Annotated in this window: 15 protein-coding genes; 10 read left to right on the plus strand and 5 right to left on the minus strand. The window is 40.9% G+C overall.

Annotated elements, in window-relative coordinates; all coding sequences use genetic code 11:
• Positions 1-120: 120 nt before the first annotated feature.
• From DW036_RS23700 to DW036_RS23725, 6 genes are all read left to right on the plus strand, one after another.
• Positions 121-1,296, plus strand: a complete 1,176-nt coding sequence (locus tag DW036_RS23700) for a glycoside hydrolase family 172 protein (RefSeq protein WP_118223356.1) — start codon at positions 121-123, stop codon at positions 1,294-1,296.
• A 59-nt stretch (positions 1,297-1,355) separates the two neighbouring features.
• Positions 1,356-4,328, plus strand: coding sequence for a SusC/RagA family TonB-linked outer membrane protein (locus DW036_RS23705; protein ID WP_118466456.1), 2,973 nt, complete (start codon positions 1,356-1,358; stop codon positions 4,326-4,328).
• An 18-nt stretch (positions 4,329-4,346) separates the two neighbouring features.
• Positions 4,347-5,921, plus strand: a complete 1,575-nt coding sequence (locus DW036_RS23710; protein WP_118466457.1) for a RagB/SusD family nutrient uptake outer membrane protein — start codon at positions 4,347-4,349, stop codon at positions 5,919-5,921.
• A 65-nt stretch (positions 5,922-5,986) separates the two neighbouring features.
• Entirely contained in the window at positions 5,987-7,960 is a 1,974-nt protein-coding gene (locus tag DW036_RS23715) for a glycoside hydrolase family 97 protein (RefSeq protein WP_118466458.1), read from the plus strand.
• Between the two features lie 6 nt (positions 7,961-7,966).
• Positions 7,967-9,394, plus strand: a complete 1,428-nt coding sequence (locus DW036_RS23720; RefSeq protein ID WP_118466459.1) for a DUF4185 domain-containing protein — start codon at positions 7,967-7,969, stop codon at positions 9,392-9,394.
• Positions 9,395-9,574: 180 nt separating this feature from the next.
• Positions 9,575-11,824, plus strand: a complete 2,250-nt coding sequence (locus DW036_RS23725; protein WP_118466460.1) for a sensor histidine kinase KdpD — start codon at positions 9,575-9,577, stop codon at positions 11,822-11,824.
• 13 nt (positions 11,825-11,837) lie between these two features.
• Here the strand turns inward: DW036_RS23725 and DW036_RS23730 are convergent, their stop codons facing one another.
• The gene (locus DW036_RS23730) at positions 11,838-12,350 is read right to left on the minus strand and encodes a DUF3836 domain-containing protein (RefSeq protein WP_369906888.1); all 513 of its coding nucleotides are present in this window, start codon (positions 12,348-12,350) and stop codon (positions 11,838-11,840) included.
• A 124-nt stretch (positions 12,351-12,474) separates the two neighbouring features.
• Between DW036_RS23730 and DW036_RS23735 the strand changes: the two genes are divergently transcribed.
• Positions 12,475-14,697, plus strand: a complete 2,223-nt coding sequence (locus DW036_RS23735) for a sensor histidine kinase KdpD (protein ID WP_118466462.1) — start codon at positions 12,475-12,477, stop codon at positions 14,695-14,697.
• A 2-nt stretch (positions 14,698-14,699) separates the two neighbouring features.
• Here the strand turns inward: DW036_RS23735 and DW036_RS23740 are convergent, their stop codons facing one another.
• Together DW036_RS23740 and DW036_RS25820 are read right to left on the minus strand one after the other, a co-directional pair.
• On the minus strand, positions 14,700-15,245 hold the full coding sequence (locus tag DW036_RS23740; protein ID WP_118466463.1) for a metalloprotease family protein: 546 nt from the start codon (positions 15,243-15,245) through the stop codon (positions 14,700-14,702).
• 12 nt (positions 15,246-15,257) lie between these two features.
• Positions 15,258-15,422 (minus strand): hypothetical protein, encoded by a 165-nt coding sequence (locus DW036_RS25820; protein WP_222850739.1) that lies wholly within the window; start codon positions 15,420-15,422, stop codon positions 15,258-15,260.
• Between the two features lie 491 nt (positions 15,423-15,913).
• Between DW036_RS25820 and DW036_RS23745 the strand changes: the two genes are divergently transcribed.
• Positions 15,914-16,486, plus strand: a complete 573-nt coding sequence (locus DW036_RS23745) for a LemA family protein (protein ID WP_118466464.1) — start codon at positions 15,914-15,916, stop codon at positions 16,484-16,486.
• Positions 16,487-16,493: 7 nt separating this feature from the next.
• Positions 16,494-17,525 (plus strand): DUF3137 domain-containing protein, encoded by a 1,032-nt coding sequence (locus DW036_RS23750; protein WP_118466465.1) that lies wholly within the window; start codon positions 16,494-16,496, stop codon positions 17,523-17,525.
• A 143-nt stretch (positions 17,526-17,668) separates the two neighbouring features.
• On the opposite strand, the gene DW036_RS23755 is transcribed toward DW036_RS23750, so the two are convergent.
• Positions 17,669-18,220, minus strand: coding sequence for a DUF3836 domain-containing protein (locus DW036_RS23755; RefSeq protein WP_118466466.1), 552 nt, complete (start codon positions 18,218-18,220; stop codon positions 17,669-17,671).
• Between the two features lie 1,084 nt (positions 18,221-19,304).
• On the opposite strand from DW036_RS23755, the gene DW036_RS23760 reads away from it, so the two are divergent.
• Positions 19,305-20,015 carry a hypothetical protein gene (locus DW036_RS23760; RefSeq protein WP_118466467.1) on the plus strand — a complete coding sequence of 237 codons (711 nt, stop codon included), beginning with the start codon at positions 19,305-19,307 and terminating at the stop codon, positions 20,013-20,015.
• An 88-nt stretch (positions 20,016-20,103) separates the two neighbouring features.
• On the opposite strand, the gene DW036_RS23765 is transcribed toward DW036_RS23760, so the two are convergent.
• A complete protein-coding gene (locus tag DW036_RS23765; protein ID WP_118466468.1) occupies positions 20,104-20,655 on the minus strand; it encodes a DUF3836 domain-containing protein in 552 nt (183 codons plus the stop codon).
• Positions 20,656-20,714 lie beyond the last annotated feature (59 nt).

Raw genomic sequence — 20,714 nt, forward strand, 5'->3', positions numbered from 1 at the left:
AATAGAATATAGACCGGATACAGAAAGAAAGAAAATCTATGAAATACTTTATAGAAGGTATCTTCAATTAGCGAGAAACGCAGAAATTATCAATCATACAAACCATTAATCTATTAAATCATGAAAATCAAATCTTTAATTTTAAGTGCCTTATGCTTGGCCACAATGAGTGTTTATGCCCAGAATTTCAATGGACTTGACATGAATATGGGCAATTTGTATCGTTTATCTAATGCGAAGACACGTTCTATCAGTCCTGAAAACTTTACTGGTGAAAAAGGTAAAGGTGGTATGGCTGATCCGGTGAAAGATAAGGATAAGCCCAATCAAGCTAATGCGCACCATGCGGCCAAGACATTGGGGCAAGGTTGGAAAGTGAACCCTTATGTGAATATTGCTCCTAATGAGACTTTTACATTGGCTGAAATAGAAGGACCCGGTGCTATCCAACAGATATGGATGACTCCTACGGGTGAGTGGCGTAAGACAATAATCCGGTTCTATTGGGATGATGAAAAGGAACCTTCTGTGGAATGTCCCATAGGCGACTTTTTCTGTAGTGGCTGGGGAGTCTATTCTCCGTTGTCTTCATTGGCTGTATGCGTGAATCCAGGCAGTGCATTCAATTGTTACTGGCAAATGCCTTTCCGCAAGAAATGCAGAATTACAATGGAAAACATAGATCCGAATAATGAAATGCGGGTTTATTATCAGATTAACTATACATTGACAGAAGTTCCTGAAGATGCAGCTTACTTTCATGCACAATTCCGTCGTTCAAATCCTAACATGACTTCAGATCATGTGCTGGTTGATGGAATCAAAGGTAAAGGTCAATATGTAGGAACATACATGGCGTGGCAGGTTAACAACAGTGGCTGGTGGGGTGAAGGAGAAATCAAGTTCTTCATGGATGGCGATAAAAAGTTCCCGACTATCTGCGGAACCGGTACTGAAGACTACTTCTGTGGCTCTTATAACTTTGAGAATAAAACAACCCGCCAATATGAGGAGTTCTCTACACCTTATGCCGGACTTCACCAGATTATACGTCCTGACGGAGTATACCGTTCTCAACAACGTTTTGGTATGTATCGCTGGCATATCCTCGATCCCGTTCGTTTTGACAAGGATCTGAAAGTTACTATCCAGGATCTCGGATGGCGCAACGATGGACGCTATCTTGATCAGAAATCAGATATCTCTTCTGTTGTATTCTGGTATCAATCTGAGCCGCATGCAAAATTCCCGGCATTACCTTCGGCTGATGATTTGGAGGTTGTCAGACCTTTCTGAAACGAAGATAACCAGAGACAAATAACAACTTAATTTATCCACCTTATTACTTTAAGTCTATGCCTAAATTTAATCAAAAACGGATTATTTCCGGAACAATGCGGCTGATAACAATGGTATGTATGCTATGTATGTGCCAATTTATCACTGCACAGATAAAGAATTTTCAGGGTGTCGTAAAAGACTCAAAAGGAAACACTTTACCGGGTGTTACTATTTTGGAAACTGGTACTACGAACGGTGTTTCAACAGATGTTGATGGACATTTTGAAATCAAAATGAATCCGGGTAACACATTAACAGTGAGTTATATCGGTTATGTGACACGTACTATTCAGACGAATGCAAATACTACTTCCCTTAATATTATTCTTGAAGAAGATGTCTTCCTGTTGGATGATGTTGTGGTAGTAGGTTACGGTTCAATGAAGAAGGGAGAGGTTACAAGTGCCATTACTTCGGTGAAAAAGGATAACTTCCTTGCTGGTATGGTAAAGAGCCCTGAGCAGCTGCTACAGGGTAAAGTAGCCGGCTTGCAACTCTCCAATTATACAGGTGACCCGGTTCTGGGACTTGAAATGACGATTCGTGGTGTAAATTCATTATCTGGTAATACCAGTCCTCTGATTGTGATCGATGGTATTCCTGGAGGCAGCATGACAGCTATTTCAAGTGAAGATATTGAATCTATCGATGTATTGAAAGATGGTTCGGCTGCAGCAATCTACGGTACACGGGGTACGAATGGTGTGATTGTAATTACAACCAATCGTGCCAAGGCAACCAAGATGTCATTGGAATATAATGCATCCGTATCATTTGAAACAATTTCCAAACACGCAGATATGTTGACCGCAAATGATTATCGTCGCTTGAAGGATGATCCGGATTTTCCGGGAATTCAGGATGAGGGAACTACGACAGACTGGGTAGACGCTATAAGTCGTACAGCCGTTAGCCAGAATCATTTTCTTTCTTTGAAGGGGGGAAATGCACAATCCAATTATGTGGCTTCTATCGATTACCGGAAACGTGAGGGCGTTATAAATAAAACGGATCGTGAGTCCATTACTGCAAAGATTGGATTAAATCATAATATGTTCAATGATAAACTACGCTTTCAACTGAATATCAATGACAGTTATGTTACACAACAACGTGCATGGTATGCTGCATACCTGAATGCTTTATTGGAAAATCCAACCCGTCCTATTTATGATGAAAATGGAAATTATACTGAATATAAAGTTAATCTGAAGCCTTATAACCCTGTTGCGATGATTAATGAAGAATATGACAAAGAGGGATATAACCAGCTGATGATGAGTGGTAAAATGACTATTTCTCCCATTGAAGGACTTAATTTGAGCGTTATGGGAGCTCTCCAGCGCTTTGACCGTATGGAAAATAAGAGCAATACCTTTAAGCACATGTCTACTGTTGTTAACGGTGATTATGGGAATGTATGGAATTGGGCTGATAATACCTTGCAGAAAACTTTGGAACTGGTAGGTGATTATACTAAATCCTTTGGAGTGCATAATATGGGTGTAATGGCAGGTTACAGTTATCAGGATGATGATGACAAAGGTATATATCAATGGGCAAAGGATTTTCCGACCGATATGTTTGGTCCCTGGAATATAGGTTCAATGAATGATATGAAGGATAATAAGGCAGCTATGACCAGCTATAGGAATACGCATAAACTTATTTCATTCTTTGGTCGTGTGACTTATAATTATGATGAGAAGTATATGTTCATGGCCAGTTTACGCCGGGAAGGCTCCTCTCGCTTCGGTGATAATCATAAATGGGGATGGTTTCCTGCTGTATCGGCTGGTTGGCGTCTTAGTAAGGAGAACTTCTTGAGAGATGTGAAATGGCTGGATGATCTAAAGTTCCGTGTCGGTTATGGTGTTACGGGTAACGAAGTAAATGCAAATTTGCTGTCAATGTACTTGCTGGGTTATGGTGGTTATGCCTATATCAATGGCAAATGGACACAGGGAGCTGCCCCCTATCAGAATCCTAATCCGGATCTGAAATGGGAGACAAAGAGTGAACTGAATTTAGGACTTGATTTCTCGTTCCTGAAAAACAGGCTCTCAGGTTCTATTGATGTATATCACCGTGTGACTTCTGATTTGCTTTCTACTTATGAAGTTCCTACTCCCCCTTATATTGTATCGAGCATGATGGCAAACGTGGGTAAAATAAGGAATCGTGGTATTGAATTGCTATTGAGTGGTACAGCTATTCAGATAAGAGACCTGAGATTCGACATTACAGGAACTTTTTCCTATAATAAAAATAAGATCGTATCTCTGTCCAATGGTCTTTATCAAAAGGATTACTGGTATGCAGGTGCTACAGGTTCGCCGATACAGACACATACACATATCGTGAAGGAAGGTGATCCGGTGGGTAATTTCCATGGTTTCCAAACGCATAGCCTTACTTCTGACGGACTATGGATGGTTTATGGTGCTGATGGCGAGCCAAAGTTATTGACAGATGCTAATGATGGTGATAAGCGGGTCATTGGTAATGGTATTCCGACGACGTATGGTAGTCTTAATCTGGCTTTGAATTATAAGGGTTTCGATGTATCTGTAATGTTCCGTGGTGCTTTCAATTTCCAGGTTCTCAACCGTCAACGGATGCATTGGGAAACAACGGCACGTATTGGTGAAGGAAATCTGCCAAGTTCCGTTCTCAATAAGCCATTTGGCAGTAACTCATATGTGAAGGGGGCTCCTGCCATGCAGAGTTACTATGTGGAAGATGGTGATTATGTAAAATTGGATAATGTAAATATCGGTTATACGCTTAATCTTAAGAATCAGAATATTATTCAGCGTCTTCGCTTGTATGTTGCTGGAAATAATTTACTTACTATGACTGGTTACAAAGGATTGGATCCGGAAGTAAGCATTAAAGGGCTTGCACCGGGTGTCGAAGGTTCCGGTTCGGGAGAACTTTATCCTACTACGCGCCAGTTCACTATTGGTTTAAATCTTTTGTTTTAACCTTTAAAATTTATAGCAATGTTTAGAAAACAATATATTATCGCAGCACTTCTTACCGTTGCTTCGGTATTTAGTGGTTGCACTAATCTGGATGAGGATGTTTTCAGCAGCATTCCGGAGAATGATTTCTATAAGACAGAATCAGAATTCCTGGCTGCTATGGTTCCGGTTTATTCAAGTATGCGTGCTATGACTGATTGGCAGAATTGGTGGGATTTGGAAGAAACGACCGATGTATGTGTTACTCCTGTCAAAAATCATGGTCTGTGGTATGATGGTGGTATCTATATTCGTTTGCATCAGCACTCGTGGACGGAAGAAGATCCGCATTTAAATGCTATTTGGAATGTGTTGTATGCGGGCGTTTCAAGTGCTAATCGCGTACTTTATCAATTTGAGAATTCTTCAATAGAAATACCGGCTAAGAAAAACTACATTTCAGAGTTGAAGGTGGCACGTGCATTCTATTATTATTTGTTGCTCGAAGCCTTTGGGAATATACCTATTATCGATCGTTTTGATGTACCTGACGGTTATCTTCCCGCAACAGAGTCACGTGCTAAAGTTTTCCAATTTGTAGAGACGGAATTGAAAGATAATATCGATAATCTGAGTGAAGACAGATTGAATACTTACGGACGTTTCAATAAATGGAATGCAAAAATGCTGCTTGCACGTATGTATCTGAATGCTGAAGCCTGGATAGGTACGCCAAAGTATAGTGAATGTGAAGCTTTATGTGATGAGATTATACTTGCAAATAAGTACAGGCTAGATGGTGATTATTCACTGCCCTTCTCTACCAACAATGAATTGAGTAATGAGACTATGTTTGTTATCCCGTTTGATGAAACGAAATCCGGCGGACAGATATATATGTGGGCACGTAAAACGTTGCATTACTCACAAATGCAGACCTTTAGCCTCCAGTCTACTTGGCTTGACGGTGGTTGTCTGGGGGTTCCTACTTTCTTTGATAACTATATAGAAGGTGATGAGCGTCTGGAGAAAACGTGGCGTATGGGGCAACAATATGCTCTCGACGGTACTCCGTTATGGACAAACGGTTGGTGTGGTGATCCGCAAATGTTGCTTAGCTATACCAGAGAGGTTACTAATATCAGTGGTGATGCTACTATGTATCAGGGTTATCGCTTTGGTAAATATGAAATTAAGGTAGGTGCTACTGGTACTCCGGACAATGATTATGTCATTATGCGTTATGCTGAGGTACTTATGACAAAGGCAGAGTGTATTCTTCGTACGGGAGGTAATCCGCAGGATGCAGCAGATTTAGTGAATGAAGTGCGCAGAAGAAACTTTGATACAACCAATGAGTTGACTGGTTCCGATCTTGCAGCTACGATAGCTTATAATGGAGTTTCTGTAAAATATGGTCGTTTGCTTCAGGAATTGGGTGTTGAGTTTGCATTGGAAGGTTTACGTCGTAGTCAGTTGATACGTTTTGATGATAATTTTACAAAAGGTACTTGGTGGGAACATACGCCTACCAATGATACCAAACGTAATCTGATGCTGATTCCATTTGACCAATTGCAGCGTAACTCCAATTTGGTACAAAATCCGAAATAATAAACAATATCCGGTCAGAGGGCAGTCAGAGTGCATTGACTGGATACTTTAATTATCATATAACAATGAAAAAACTCTTGATTTTATGTGCCGTCCTATTCTGCTTTATGCACGTTTCGGCACAACAGAACCTATCAATATCATCACCTGACGGGAAACTTAAATTCTCATTAAAAGTTACTCCGGAGAATATTTCTTATGAAGTTAATTACAAAAAACAGCCATTGGTGGAGAATTCTTCGTTAGGATTCAGTTTCGACAACGGTGAGTTTGGCAGTAATCTGAAGGTGGGTAAAGTACGGAGGAAATCTATTGATGAAACTTATGAATTGGTAGTCGGAAAGGTGAGCACGGCACGAAACCATTGTAATGAAATGGTGGTACCTTTACAGGAGAAAGTATCTCCGGGAAGGTTGATTAATCTTGTGGTACGGGCTTTTAACGATGGAATAGCTTTCCGCTATGAGTTTCCTGAACAGGAAGGATGGAACTCCTATGTCATGTACGATGAGAAAACTCAATTCAGGTTAAGCGGAAATCCGATGGCATTACTGATGTATTTACCTGGGTATATCAACACACACGAAGGGGTTTATACACATACAGGATATGATAAAATAGCTAAAAAGCGCCTTATTGAAATGCCTGTTACCCTGGAGTTTGAGAATGGTGTATTTATGTCAATCACAGAGGCGGCTATTCGTGATTATGCAGGTATGTATCTGGTGAAGGAGAAGGATGCTTTTGCAGGTAAACTCTCACCACGTCTTGGACAAGAGAAGATTAAAGTGGAAATCAATGAATTCCCACATCGTACTCCCTGGCGTGTTATTTCTGTTTCCGACCGCATAGGCGGACTTCTTGAAACGAATATCCTTACCAGCCTGAATGAACCCTGTAAGATAGAAGATACCTCATGGATTAAGCCTTGCCGCACTACATTTACCTGGTGGAATGGTAATGTGGTGCCTGATAGTACATTCTCTCCTGGTAATAACTTTGAGACGAATAAGTATTATATAGATTTTGCAGCTCGTAACGGACTGGATGCTCATGGCATTTATGGATATGCTGAGACCCCATGGTATTATGATGATAACTTTAATTTCGGTTGGGCTGGTCCCAATGCTGATATTACTCGTCCGATACCTTGTTTGAATATGCCCCGTATTGCTGATTATGCAAAGAGTAAGGGAGTGGGAATACATTTGTGGGTACATTGGCGCCCTCTATATGATAAACTGGAGGAGGCTTTTGCACTTTATGAAAAATGGGGTGTAAAAGGGTTGATGGTTGATTTTCTGGATCGTGATGATCAGGAAATGATATGTATTCAGGAAGATATCCTGAAAGCGGCTGCTAAACATCGTTTATTCATTCAGTTCCATGGTTCCAGTAAGCCTTCAGGACTTACACGGACCTATCCCAATGAATTTACTCGTGAAGGTACGCTTAATTATGAAGTTTGCAAATGGGATACATTGGTGAATGCCGACCATGATATTTCCATTCCATTTACTCGCTTATTGGCAGGACCTGCAGATTATCACTTGGGTGGTTTTCGTGCGCTTCCTCGTTCTATGTTCAAAATCCAATATGTTAATCCCTATGTAATGAGTACCCGTTGTCATATGATGGCAATGTATGTAGTTCTGGAAAATCATCTTACATCCTTGTGTGATAAGCCGGAAGCTTATGAAGGACAACCAGGTTTTGAAGTTTTACGTACTGTCCCCGGTACTTGGGATGAAATAAGTGTACCGTTGGCTGAATTTAATAAGTATGTTACAGTAGCCCGTCGTAGTGGTACGGATTGGTGGGTAGGAACGTTGAATGACGGTACTGCACGCACATTGAATCTGAAATTAGATTTTCTGGGGGATGGTAAATATCAGGCAGAGATATATACCGATGCTCCGGATGTGGACGAGAATCCGAATCATTTGAATAAAGAGACTCGTACAGTAACCCGTAAAGATGTGATAGAGCTACCTTTGGCTGCTGATGGTGGTTCGGTACTACGCATTTCCAAATTGTAGTGGACTATGATTAAGAAATATGTATGGCTGTTTGTGAGCCTTCTGGTGATATGTGGGCTTGCAAGTTGCGAGAAGTCGGAATCGGAGGAGAGTGGACAAACTTTGAGTGTACAACTTTCTCAAAATGAAGTTACGGCTGTTGATGGAATAGTATCTGTTGAAATGACGATAGGTGGCTTTACACAGTTGGATTATTTGGAAATTAGGAAGGTCGGCAGTGCGAAAAGTTCGACTGAGAAATGTATGAAGTCAAGTCTTTCGGAGAAATTTGTCTATCAATATACAGTGAAAGAAGATGATGATGCTCAGTTTACTTTTGAGTTTGTGGCTGTGGGTAATGATAATAAATCATCGGAAGTGGTCAGATTGGATGTGAATAGAGGTATTGTCAAGGTATCGAAAGCATTGGCTTTTACTAATCTGAAATGTGTATCCCGGGTTACTGGAGCTGAGGTGAATGCTGCCAATGGCCTGCCTGCTGTCGAATTTGAAGTAAATAACCGTACCAATGAACAGTATAATGTAGGCGGTACTGATTTGGGTATTGTTTGGGAACTTCAGCCGGGACGTTATGGGCTTTTCTTTGGTGATACATTTGGCAGTGATTTCTATCCGAATTTTGTTAATCCGGGTCCTAATGGGGGCAGTTGGAGAAGTAATGTATTGCTTTTCTCTGAAGATTCGGATTTGTCCGATGGCTTGGTTATCAATGGTGCGGCAATGGATGAGAGTGGTAAGAATGCCCGTGAAATATGCTATGGTGGCAAAGATGGCAGTGGCAATGGTGACTGGACTTCTATCCCTACGGCTGCTATTCGTGCAAATGGGACGGATTATGTCCATTATATGAATATCCGTAATTGGGCAGGATGGGTGACCAATTATTCCAGCCTTTATAAGTCCATAGATAATGGAGCGAATTGGGTACGTTGCCAGGATGTAAAGTTTGGCTCAATGAGTAATTTCGGACAAGTCGGATATTTTAAGAAAGACGGTTATGTTTATATGGTAGGTACTATTACTGGACGTGATAATAAACCATATCTTGCACGTTTCCATGAGGAAGACATTGAAAAACAATCAGAGTATGAGTTTTGGAATGGTAGCGGATGGGCTAAAGATAATGAGACAGCCGCCGTTCCACTTTTTGATGATATAGCTGGAGAACTCTCTGTAGCCTATCATCCGAAGTTCAATAAGTGGATACTGCTCTATTTCAATGGTACCCGTTATGAAATATCTTTCCGTGCAGCCGATCATATTACAGGACCATGGAGTGAACCTGCAAAGTTGGTAGATGGTTGGCAATATGCCCAACTTTACGGATCATTTATTCACCCGTTATCGCTTGAAGGTGATACTCTTTACTTTATTATGTCCATGTGGTTGCCATATAATTCATATTTAATGTCGGTAGAATTGCTTAGCAAATAAGTTTGATTTCAAATATATCTTATCCCTAAAATATAAAAGCGTCGAAATAATCTTTCGGCGCTTTTATATTTTGAATACATACATTTTGCTCTCTTTTTATTCTTTCTACTTAACAGAAAGTAGCGGCTTTTTGCTATATCTTTTTAAATTCATTACTTTTGTACCCTAAAATAAAACAATATGAAAGCTCGTTCAGTAATCCATATATCAATCATCGGTCTTTTATTTATTGTTCTGATACAGTTGGGTGGAATGATTTATGCCTATAAAGCCCAGATGAAAGTAGCGGAACAGTCGCTTAACAAATACTTCTGGATGGCGTTTACTGAGACAGTGGACGATATGGTGAATAATTTACCTTATCCTGACGGAACAGTTGTGAGTGTTATTTATTTCCCACATCGGTTAGGTTTGAATCAGAATGAATTTAGTCAGGTTGGTGCCCAACAAACGGCACAAACTTTACGAAAAGTGTATAAACAGAAAGAGTTTCCTTTAGCTAAACTGGACAGCGTATTGCAGAGTAAACTGGAACATGCTTATATTAAAGGAAATGTAACGGTGGAACGGTTTAATACAGATACGGGAGAAATATTGGAAAGTACTCATTCTGATATACACGCAAACAGCACTGCCATAACTTCTGAGAAGGCTTTTATATACAAAGAAAAGGGAGAAGCTGTACGAGCCATTGTAGTTTTTCCTTTTGGGGATGTGATGCAGAATGTATTGCTTCTATTTGTCGTTACTTTTTTACTGCTGGGTGTAGTTGTCTATGCACTGGTCCTGCAAATGAAATCTCTTATCGGGCAGCAACATAATTTGCGGAAACAGCAACAGGACTTTTATACATTGGCTGAACAAATGCGCATACCGGTTTCTGAAATTGTATCGGAAATGCCGCATGAGACCTGGGAAGTGATAGAGAAAAAGAGTACTGTTCTACTGAGTATGACGGAAAAAACGCTCTCGAATGCAAAGGCGGAAGCATTGCTTGAACCTACTCGCAGAAAGATTCCATTAAAAGCTTTTTCTGTCATTAGTATTGCCGGCTTGCTTTTATTATTATCAGTATGGGCGGTTTATGTATATCATATCAGTTACCGGCAAATGGAACTTCGCGCTCAAGAGCATTTTGAAAAAATGTTTTATGAAGAAACCTATTATAACCGGTATATTTCGTTTCTTACTGCTAATAAAGGTGTGGGAGAAGCGGTTAAGGTTACAGGTATCACTCCTTATGTTGATAGGGTAGTTAAGAATTTTCGAAAACTTTATCTTGATAAGGGATATCATATCTGGCGAAATAATGTTGTTGTGTATCATGTGGATTCAAAATTTGACGAGAGCTATCAGTTGCATGCTGCCTATATCATGCAAGACAGCATTAATAATAATGCTCGGACACCAATAACTTTTTCTTTGCAATTTGCCGATAGTGTTTTTGGTGGAGAACTTCGCAAAGCTGGCGTATCAGATGAAATTGATATCCATCAGATGAAATATCCTTCGCAAGAAGTGATAGGCTCTGTAGTAAATCCCCATGTAGGTATTATGGATATGACGACAAAGCTTATACCATTGAATAAAGACAGTACCGAGTGTGTACGTGGTATCGTGCGCTCACCTCAGAAATCTATAATTGCTTCTATTTGGTATATGCTTTTGCCGCTTGGTATTACTTTTTTGTTTATGTGTGCTTGTGTTTATTTCCAGATACGTATCTGGCATGTGCAACGTAAGTTGAAGCAATTTCAGAAAGACTTTACTTACTCCATGATACACGACATGAAATCTCCTCTGAGTTCTATAATGATGGGAGCTCATATTCTGGTGAGCGGTAAGCTGGCAGATAAACCGGAAAAGATGGAGAAGTACAAGCAGGTAATAATTGATGAGTGTGAACATTTGCTGGCACTCTCCGGCCGGGTATTGATGCTGACCCAGATAGAACGGGGTGAATTGGAACTTCATAAAGAAATTATTCCCTTGGCTCCTTTGTTGAAAGATATCACGGAAAAGTATCTGCTGAAAGCGACTAAGAAAGTTAGCTTCATGATAAAGTGTGAAGAGACCTGTTCAGTGTATGCGGATATCTTCTGTTTGCGTGAAATACTTGGCAATCTGATTGATAATGCGATTAAATATTCAAAGGATGAAGTGGAAATTCTTCTTTCCTGTGAAGAGGTAGCCGGTTCTACAATAATCAAAGTGCGGGATAACGGTATCGGAATTCCGTTGAAAGAGCAATGGAAGATATTTAATAAGTTTGAGAGACTGTCCGCCAATAATCGTAAATCAGGCATTTCGGGCTTTGGCTTGGGACTGAGTTATGTGCTTCAGGTGATGAAAGCGCATGATGGTATGATTAGTGTAGAAAGCGTAGAGGGAAGCTACAGTGAATTCACCATGCGCTTCCCTCTGAACTGAAGTAATCCGTCACTTATTTCTCTGCAAACAGAATGATTTCTTCCGGTTGTGTGGAGTGTTCTACCATTAGATTCCAGCTACTTTCTTTTTTGTTCCATTCGTAGCTTTGGTAATTTACGCCCATTCCGTTGATTTGGTAAACGGCTTTGGTCTTTACATCGGTGTAGGCATTGTCTTTGCTGTTCCATGCTGCGTATTCCACGTTTACTTCTCCACCGCCGTATGAGAAGTTCAGGCAATACTGTTTCTCGAAGCGTTGGTTGCCTTTACTCCATTTCGATACCTCTTTGCTGGATACACGTCCTTCGGCATCATACGCATAGTTATATTGCAGATGATTCTGGAGATATTTATTCTCTTTCACTTTGTATACATTTTTGGTTTCTACACGATCTCCATTCATGCGGGTGTTGTAGGCAAAACCTTCCAGACTGTTGTTATTTACTGCGTTTACGATTGAAGTTACTGCAAATACTACTGATAATACTAAAGTTTTCATAATGGTGTTATTTTTTAAGTTATACATTCTGTTTTCTTTGTCCTTTCGACATTGCAAAGGTAAGCTGGTGGCAGCGGAATGAATGTTATCTCAATGTTATCATTAGGTTAACGTAGAAAAACGTTATATTTGTCCCCCAAACAATAGCAAGATGAAGCTTCGCTCACTCTATATCCTCTCTATTATAGGATTGTTTCTCGTTGTGGTGATACAATTGGGAGGCATGATATATGCTTATGACAGCTATAAAAATGAGGCGAAGCGTACACTGAACGAATGTTTCCGGCAAGCTTTTATAGAAACGGTAGATAACCGGGTGAATAACCTGCCTTTTCCTGATTATACCGTACCATTCTATTCGTACATCCGCAGGGATGAAAAGATGCCTTACGATGAAATGGTATTTCTGGGATATCAGCAAGTAGCCTCTTTTCTGGAAGATGTTTATCATGTGGAGATACCTCTGGATGAGATGGAAGAGGTATTGGAAAAGAAGTTGAAATGGAAGAACATCGATAGGACCGTATGGATTGATTCGGTAGAAGATCACAGTAAATATTCCGCTTACAGGCGTTTCAAAACGGTTATCTCGGAGCAGGCATGGCTGAATGAAAGTAAGGGTAAAGCGATAGAAGCTACCATTATTTCTCCTTTCCTTCCACTTGTGAAGGATGTGTTTTTCCTGTTCCTTCCTACTCTGTTATTAACTGCTTTCCTTATTTACAGTTGGGCACAGCAGATGAAGTATATCATCAGCCAGCGCCGGGGGATTGAGGAACAGCGCTCTGCTTTCTATGCTCTGGCGGAGAAAATGAGGTTGCCGATAGGTAAGGTGCGCAGGCAGATTCCCGAACAACAGTGGGAGGCCATAGAAACATCGAGCAGGCAGATTCTGGATATGACGGAGCAAACACTTTCCATGGCTAAAGAAGAGGAGTGGAAACGTCAGGCCCGTAAACAACATTCGTTTAAGGTATTCTTCATAGTCAGCCTGTTGGCAAGTTGTTTGTTGATGGTAGCTTGGTTTGCTTATTTGTACCGCACAGCTGCCCGTGAGACTGCTTATCAGGTGAATGATTGCTTTGAAGCGGCTTTCTATGATGAGGTGATTGAACGTTATCCGTTGCTCCTTTCACAGACTAAAGGAGGAAAAAAATCCGTGGAACAGAAATCTGCGGAGGAAGCTCCTTTTGCCAAGGAACAACGAAAATTTCTACAAGGAAAAGAGGCTGAGTATAGCATAAACAGCTTGTTTGTGGTACATACCTATAATACGATTGATCAGAATTATCGTCTTCGTGCAGCCTTGATTATGCAACGTGAGATCAGTGAAAGTAGCATAGAAATACCCTTGTCTTCTTTATACCTGGATTCAGCTTTTGCGGAGCGCTTAAGCCGTTTGGGCATAAAGTCACGTAGTGGTATTCGTCAGTTTCTCCGTTCTTCGGATAGTACGGTTACAGAGGTTGGATACGCTTCCAGAAAGTATGGTGATTATACTTCTCAGTTTATTCCTTTGAAAGAAGACAGTACGCTTTGTGTGCAGGGAGTTGTGAAGAACCCTTATCGTCATGTGGCGACTTCTATCTGGTATCTTTTGCTTCCCCTGTGGATTACATTCCTGGTAATGCTCGATTGTATCTTCGGCCAGGTGAAAGTGCTTCGGATGCAACATCGTCTGGAGCAGTTCCAGAAAGACTTTACTTACGCTATGATTCATGATATGAAGTCTCCGTTGAATTCCATATTGATGGCGGCACATGTGCTGGCAGGGGGAAAACTGGCGGGTAAACCTGAAAAAGAAGAGAAATACCGCCTGGTGATGACGGAAGAAAGCGAGCATCTGCTGGCTTTATCGAACAGGGTATTGATGCTTACACAATTGGATGAAGGGCATTTGGAGTTGCATAAGGAAGATGTTTCCCTGCGTCCGTTGCTCGATGATCTGATAGCGAAGATTTCTCTGAAAGCCGGTAAGAGGGTGGAATTCAATACGGTTTATCATCGTTGTGAGACGGTCTATGCGGATGCTTTCTGCCTGCGTGAAGTGCTGGGAAACTTATTGGACAATGCGATCAAGTATTCTCGTGAAGAGTTGAAGATAGACATTATCTGTGAGTCGGAAAGGGGAGTATGCAAAATTAAGGTATGCGATAACGGGTTGGGTATCTCCTTGAAAGACCAGTCGCGTATCTTCAATCGCTTTGAACGTTCTGCGGCGGCAGCACGCAGTAGTAAAGGGGGAGCCACAGGTTTTGGCTTAGGTTTGAACTATGTGCAGCAAGTGATGCTGGCACATGAGGGCAGGGTAGAAGTGGAGAGTGAAGAAGGCCGTTTCAGTGAGTTTACTCTTTATTTTCCGGCACGATCCTGACTTTACCATATATGGAATCGCAACTCCTGTGAACAGTCGTTGATAAATGCATCTTTGCCGAATGAACGCAGTTTCCAGAGGATGCAGATGTCATCTATGCTACCGATAAGTAAGAATGTTCCGAATAATGTGAAATAATAATTCCCTGTTGCCATGCCGTACAAAAGCGGAAGGATGCCTAACAACAGAATAGGTAAGAAGCAGGCTGTACGATATTGCCACATTCTGATGGGTTCGTTGCAGTGGCAGAAACGTATGCCTCCCTTATGCTTTACGAAGGAGATGGACCGGAAACCTTTGGGCGAAAAGATTCCGAAGAATAGTGCATGAAGCAATAGATTTACTCCAAAGCCTGCCAGGGCGCACGACCAGAATATCAGGAATGATACATGAGCCATATCTTCTCCATGTATCCACCGGAATAAGAGCAGTATGGGTACTGTAAAAAGGATTGCAGCCAGTATTCCATACTTGTTGATCTTGTTTCCCGAAACCATGATTTCGGTTCCTTTCTTGCTTTGTACAATTGAGATATCCGCTTTCATCATCTGTTTTTTCTATTAATTGAAGAATATATTTGCAATGGCATGTTTGAGTCCTGTGTATGCAGGATTGACTGTGGCCATTAATACGTAAGCTGCCAAAACGATTGCAATACCTTTTGTAAATTCGATTCCTATTTTCTGGAATTTCTTCATGACTTGTTTATTCTTTAAGTGATACATTGGGTTTATTTCGATGTTGCAAAGGTAAGGCGGCAGGGAGAGAAGGAATGTTATCGCAATGTTATCTTTAGGTTAACGATCATAAGGCGGTATGCAAGAAACAGGTGTTTTTTAGTAAGGTATAAAGAACTAATAAAACTTACTGGCAAATCCTTTCTGTATGATTATGGGGTAAATGGGTATTCCAATATAAATTGAGATAGTATTGCTCATCATTTGATTCATTACTATTTCGCCATGAATTAGATCATTATCCTTAGTTTTGTCTGTTATTCTATTGAACTATTCCCCTTATAATTGAAAATATCCCCTTGCTTCTTCTCTGCTTAATGATAATAATCAGTTGAAAAACATAGATTTATAGTAAAAATACGACTTTCTATTTGTCCCCCCTGTTTCTTTCCTGTTTTATGTCTATCTTCTTATTTTTGTTCCGGTCTCGTAAGTAGATACGATATAACTATTATTAATCTATATCAGAAAGTAAAATTATGGAAAACCAGGGAATACTTCTTTATATCGGAATAGCCCTTATCATCTTATTGGTACTTTGGTATATCTGGACTGCCAATAATCTGATTGCAAAGCGGAATCGGGTAAAGCAATGCCGTAGCGGCATTTGCGTGGCATTGAAGCAGCGGAACGATATGATACCGAATTTGGTAGCTGCCGTAAAGTCCTATATGGGACATGAGAATGAGACGCTGACCCGTATCGCAGAACTTCGTTCACGAACTTTTCAGCCTTCACAGGAGAGTGAACAGATAAAAACCGGTAATGAGCTTTCTTCTTTAATCTCCAAACTTCAATTATCCGTAGAAGATTACCCGGAACTGAAGGCAAGCGAGCAGTTCACCCGGCTGCAAAGGAACATTGAAGATATGGAATTGCAACTGCAAGCCATACGCCGCACCTATAATGCTGCGGTCACCGACTATAATAACTCCATTGAGATGTTTCCCTCTTCCATCGTGGCCGGCCGGCAGAATCATCATCAGGAAGAACTGATTGATATTCCCGAACAGGAACAGCGGAATGTGGATGTCAGTGCACTTTTAAAGTAGATGTAATATGGAATCAATTGACTTCAGAAGCCTTTCTGAAAGGCTTCGTACCGAACTTTCCCGTGTATATTTCTGGCAAAAGATCGTTCGTATTCTGAGCATCATAGTCTATCTCTTTGTCTTTTGCTGGATGATGTTCGTCCTGTTTGGGGGCTATCTTGTTGGATACATCGGATTAGAGAACTACAGTGTGGTTACGCAATACATTTTCCCGGTTTTTATGGGATTTATTGTGCTGAACTTCGCATTCAGCCGCTCTCTTATGAAATTCCAAAGGCAGGAAAATGATATCATGCGCAGCATTATGTCTGCTATGTTTCCATCCGTTCTTTTCTCCTTCTCTTCGCAACTGGACCAGCGTATATTATCCGGTAGCAAGCTCTTTAATTCTTCTTTTTCCGATCCGGCATTGGCGGCTACCACCTATGCTTATCTGGAAGTGCCGCGAGGGGATCGTACCCTTTATATAGCCGATATAGGGGTTTCCTATGGGCTGATGAATAAGTTGGAGCTCAACTCTGTAGCGGGCTATTTCGTGATGCTTTACCGCTATGTGCTCCGTCCGCTGTTTGCCTCCAGGTATGAAAGCAGTGCGCATAACTTCCGCGGAATGTTTGGCTGGTGTCGTCTGGAACGTAGTTTTAAAGGCAGCACGATTATCCTGCCCGACCATCTGGAACAAAAGGTCGGCTATCTGGCAAAGAATATCCAGGGCTTGAAGAAACGCTATAATGCCCGTTTCGTTCATCTGGAAGACCCGGATTTCGAGAAGTATTTCGTGGTTTATGCCGATGACGAAGTAACCGCTCGTATGATACTTACACCGGCAATCATGCGTCAGATTACCCGTCTGCGCGAAATATTCGGGCACGATATGATGCTCTCTTTCAGCAAAGATACTTTTTACTATGCGGGAGTGATGCCTGACGGCTTCCTCTGTCTTCGCAAACAGGCACTGGACAATGAGTATCTGCTTGAAGAGATATACAATGACATAAACCTTGCCTGCCAGGTGACGGATGAACTAAGGCTAAACTAATTACATAATTAATTACCCTCTGAATATTCTAAACACGAAGACTGACTTTAAGTGATAATTGCAAACGCGGCTGTCTGAAAGATTATCTTTCGGCAGCTGCGTTTTTCATTGGAAACTGTAAGAGAGAATTCTTGTTAGAGTAATTATCTGTTTGCCAGCAAAGCGCTGTTCCAATTTGTTGCATTGTGCTCTGTTACCAGATTCCAGGAGTTATCTTTCTCATTCCAGTTGTAAGCCATGTAGTTCATGCCGTTCTCGTTCATCTGGTAAACGGCTTTGACTTTCACATTTGTGTAGTCACCGGCTTTGCTGTTCCATGCTACATATTCCACGTTTACTTCGTTGTCGGTGTAGCTGAAGTTGAGGCAATACAGCTTTTCAAATCGGCTGTTGTTCTGGTTCCATTTCAAGATTTCCTTGGCGGATACGCGTCCTTTTTCATCATGTGTGTAGTTGTATTGCAGGTGGCGTTCCAGATACTTGCCTTCTTTTACTTTATAGACTGTCTGGGTTTCTACACCGTTTTCCTGTTTCTCACTGTTGTAAGCGAAATCTTTTACGTTGTTACCACTTGCTGCGTTTACTACTGATGTCAATGCAAATACTACTGATAATACTAGAGCTTTCATAATAATTTTATTTTTTAAGTTATACATTTCGTTACTTTTGATGTTGCAAAGATAGAGCAGGGGCATGAGGATGAATGTTATCGTAATGTTATCATTAGGTTAATAAAGAGAGTTTCTTAATCCGATGGTGGAATTCTGCAAATAAGCCTGTTTTCAAGCGGGAGGTATAGTCGTAAGATTATGCCTTTCCTTGTGGTTGAGGAGGGAGACAGCGGTGCTTTGTCACGCCTCTACTTGTTCCATTTTGTTTCTTCCTCTTGGAACAAAAGTGCCTTGCCTGTGGAACAAAAGTTTCTTGGTTAAGAAATAAAAGTTCCTTAGGTAAGAAACAAAGGTTTCTCAGAGAAGAAACTCTTGTTTCACAATAAGGAGACAAATGTTCCGATAAAGTGGAGCTTACGTTTCTCCGTAATAGAACAATATCTGATTAATAATGTCTTATTGAAGAAGTAGGCACTGGTCTTATTTACAGCGGCTTATCACTCTTCTTATTTATAGTATTCTCATATGCAGGTTCTATCTTGATTTCACCAATACTCTATAGATATAGACTATGGAGATACCTTATTTGTAACCTGTTGGTGGAATTGATTTATTTAGGAAAGGAAAAGAACAAAAGTGATTAGTGTTTGGTGATAAGTGATTAGCGCCATTCGGTATATTATTTTTTAGACGCGGATGACACGGATAACGCGGATTTAAAAGGCTGCGCTATAAAAGTGGATAAAAAAAGATCCGCGTTATCCGTGTCATCCGCGTCTAAAAGATTATTTATCATTTAACTCATAACCCTACAAAAAGGAACTAATTCCGCCAATGGATTACTTGTAATAATCTTAATCTTCAGATTATTGTGAAATCAGGAACTTTGAATGATTAAGGTAGGAATTCTTTGTTTTCTTCCTTTAAAACGTCTGCTGTTTCTTTGGTAAATTGAAAATGTCCCCTTTTCTTCTTACTTTTACTGGATAATAACATCTTGAAAAACATACTTTTACGGGGTAAAACTCCCTCTACATTTATCCCCCCTATTTGTTTTCCCGTTCATGGGTATCTTCCTACTTTTGTTACATCCTCCTTAGAGGCTTAACTAATATGCATTATTATATTAACTATTTGACAGAATATTAACTCTTAAACTAAAATTATTATGGCATTTTTTGTGAACCCCGGCAAAGACTGGGAGAATAACCTGACAGAAGAAGATATTGCGAAGCTGGAAGCGCAAGGGTGTGACGTGAGCGGACTGCGTAACAGACCACCCGTGCCGGAAGATGATGGCGAAGAAGAGGAGGATTTCGATAATCCTACTCGCCTGGATAGACTGAAACCTTATCTGCAAACACCCCGGGACATGGAAACTCCCTTCTTCAGGGCAGTGGCAGGCAATGCTCCCTGGTTGTTCAAGGATCGCTGGAAGAAGAAATATACGGAGTCTCCCGTTATATATGCAGCAGTGGTGCAGGCCAACAGTGCCTTGTGGAGACCGGGAGACAACGATTATTATCCGGCAGTATTTGTTTTTGCCCTCGACAAGAAGCACATTCACGATGTGGAATGGTTATCGCAAATGGCAGAAAAGATCAGCGAATTGTCAGATAGCCCTATTGTGCCGGATGATTGCCGTAAACTGATTAATACGTTGCGCGATAGTCAGAGTGAGTTTTGCTTCCGTATCGGCAAAAGCGTATCCGGTGATGCCGATGCCTGGTGTGCTACTTATAAATTCGATAAGCAATCGGCTCTTCCGCGCAAAGCGCTTCCTTCGGACGGTATCGTTCCTTTCTTGTTGAAAGCCAATCCGGTAGAAAACCAGTTTGTGGATTTTAAACTGATTCCCTCCGAATTGTATATTGGGTAAATCAAAAAATGCGGCTACCGGAAAAGCAATTATCCGGTAGCCGCATTTCTTTGGAATTTAAAAGAGGGTGTTTATTGTTAGAGGAAAGTTACTTGTTTGCCAGCAGGACACTGCTCCAGTGGGTGGCGTTGTGTTCTGTAACCAGATTCCAGGAGTTTTCCTTTTCATTCCAGTTGTAAGCCATGTAGTTCATGCCGTTCTCGTTCATCTGGTAAACGGCTTTGACTTTCACATTTGTGTAGTCACCGGCTTTGCTGTTCCATGCTACATATTCCACGTTTACTTCGTTGTCGGTGTAGCTGAAGTTGAGGCAATACAGCTTTTCAAATCGGCTGTTGTCCTGGTTCCACTTCAGGATTTCCTTGGCGGATACACGTCCTTTTTCATCATGTGTGTAGTTGTATTGCAGGTGGCGTTCCAGATACTTGCCTTCTTTTACTTTATAGACTGTCTGGGTTTCTACACCGTTTTCCTGTTTCTCGCTGTTGTAAGCGAAATCTTTTACGTTGTTACCACTTACTGCGTTTACTACTGATGTCAATGCGAATACTACTGATAATACTAGAGCTTTCATAATGATTTTATTTTTTAAGTTATACATTTCGTTACTTTTGATGTTGCAAAGATAGGGCAGGGGCATGAGGATGAATGTTATCGTAATGTTATCATTAGGTTAACGATATCTTTGCAACTCTGGAA

This window comes from Bacteroides sp. AF39-11AC, assembly GCF_003474285.1.
Classification (GTDB): Bacteria; Bacteroidota; Bacteroidia; order Bacteroidales; family Bacteroidaceae; genus Bacteroides.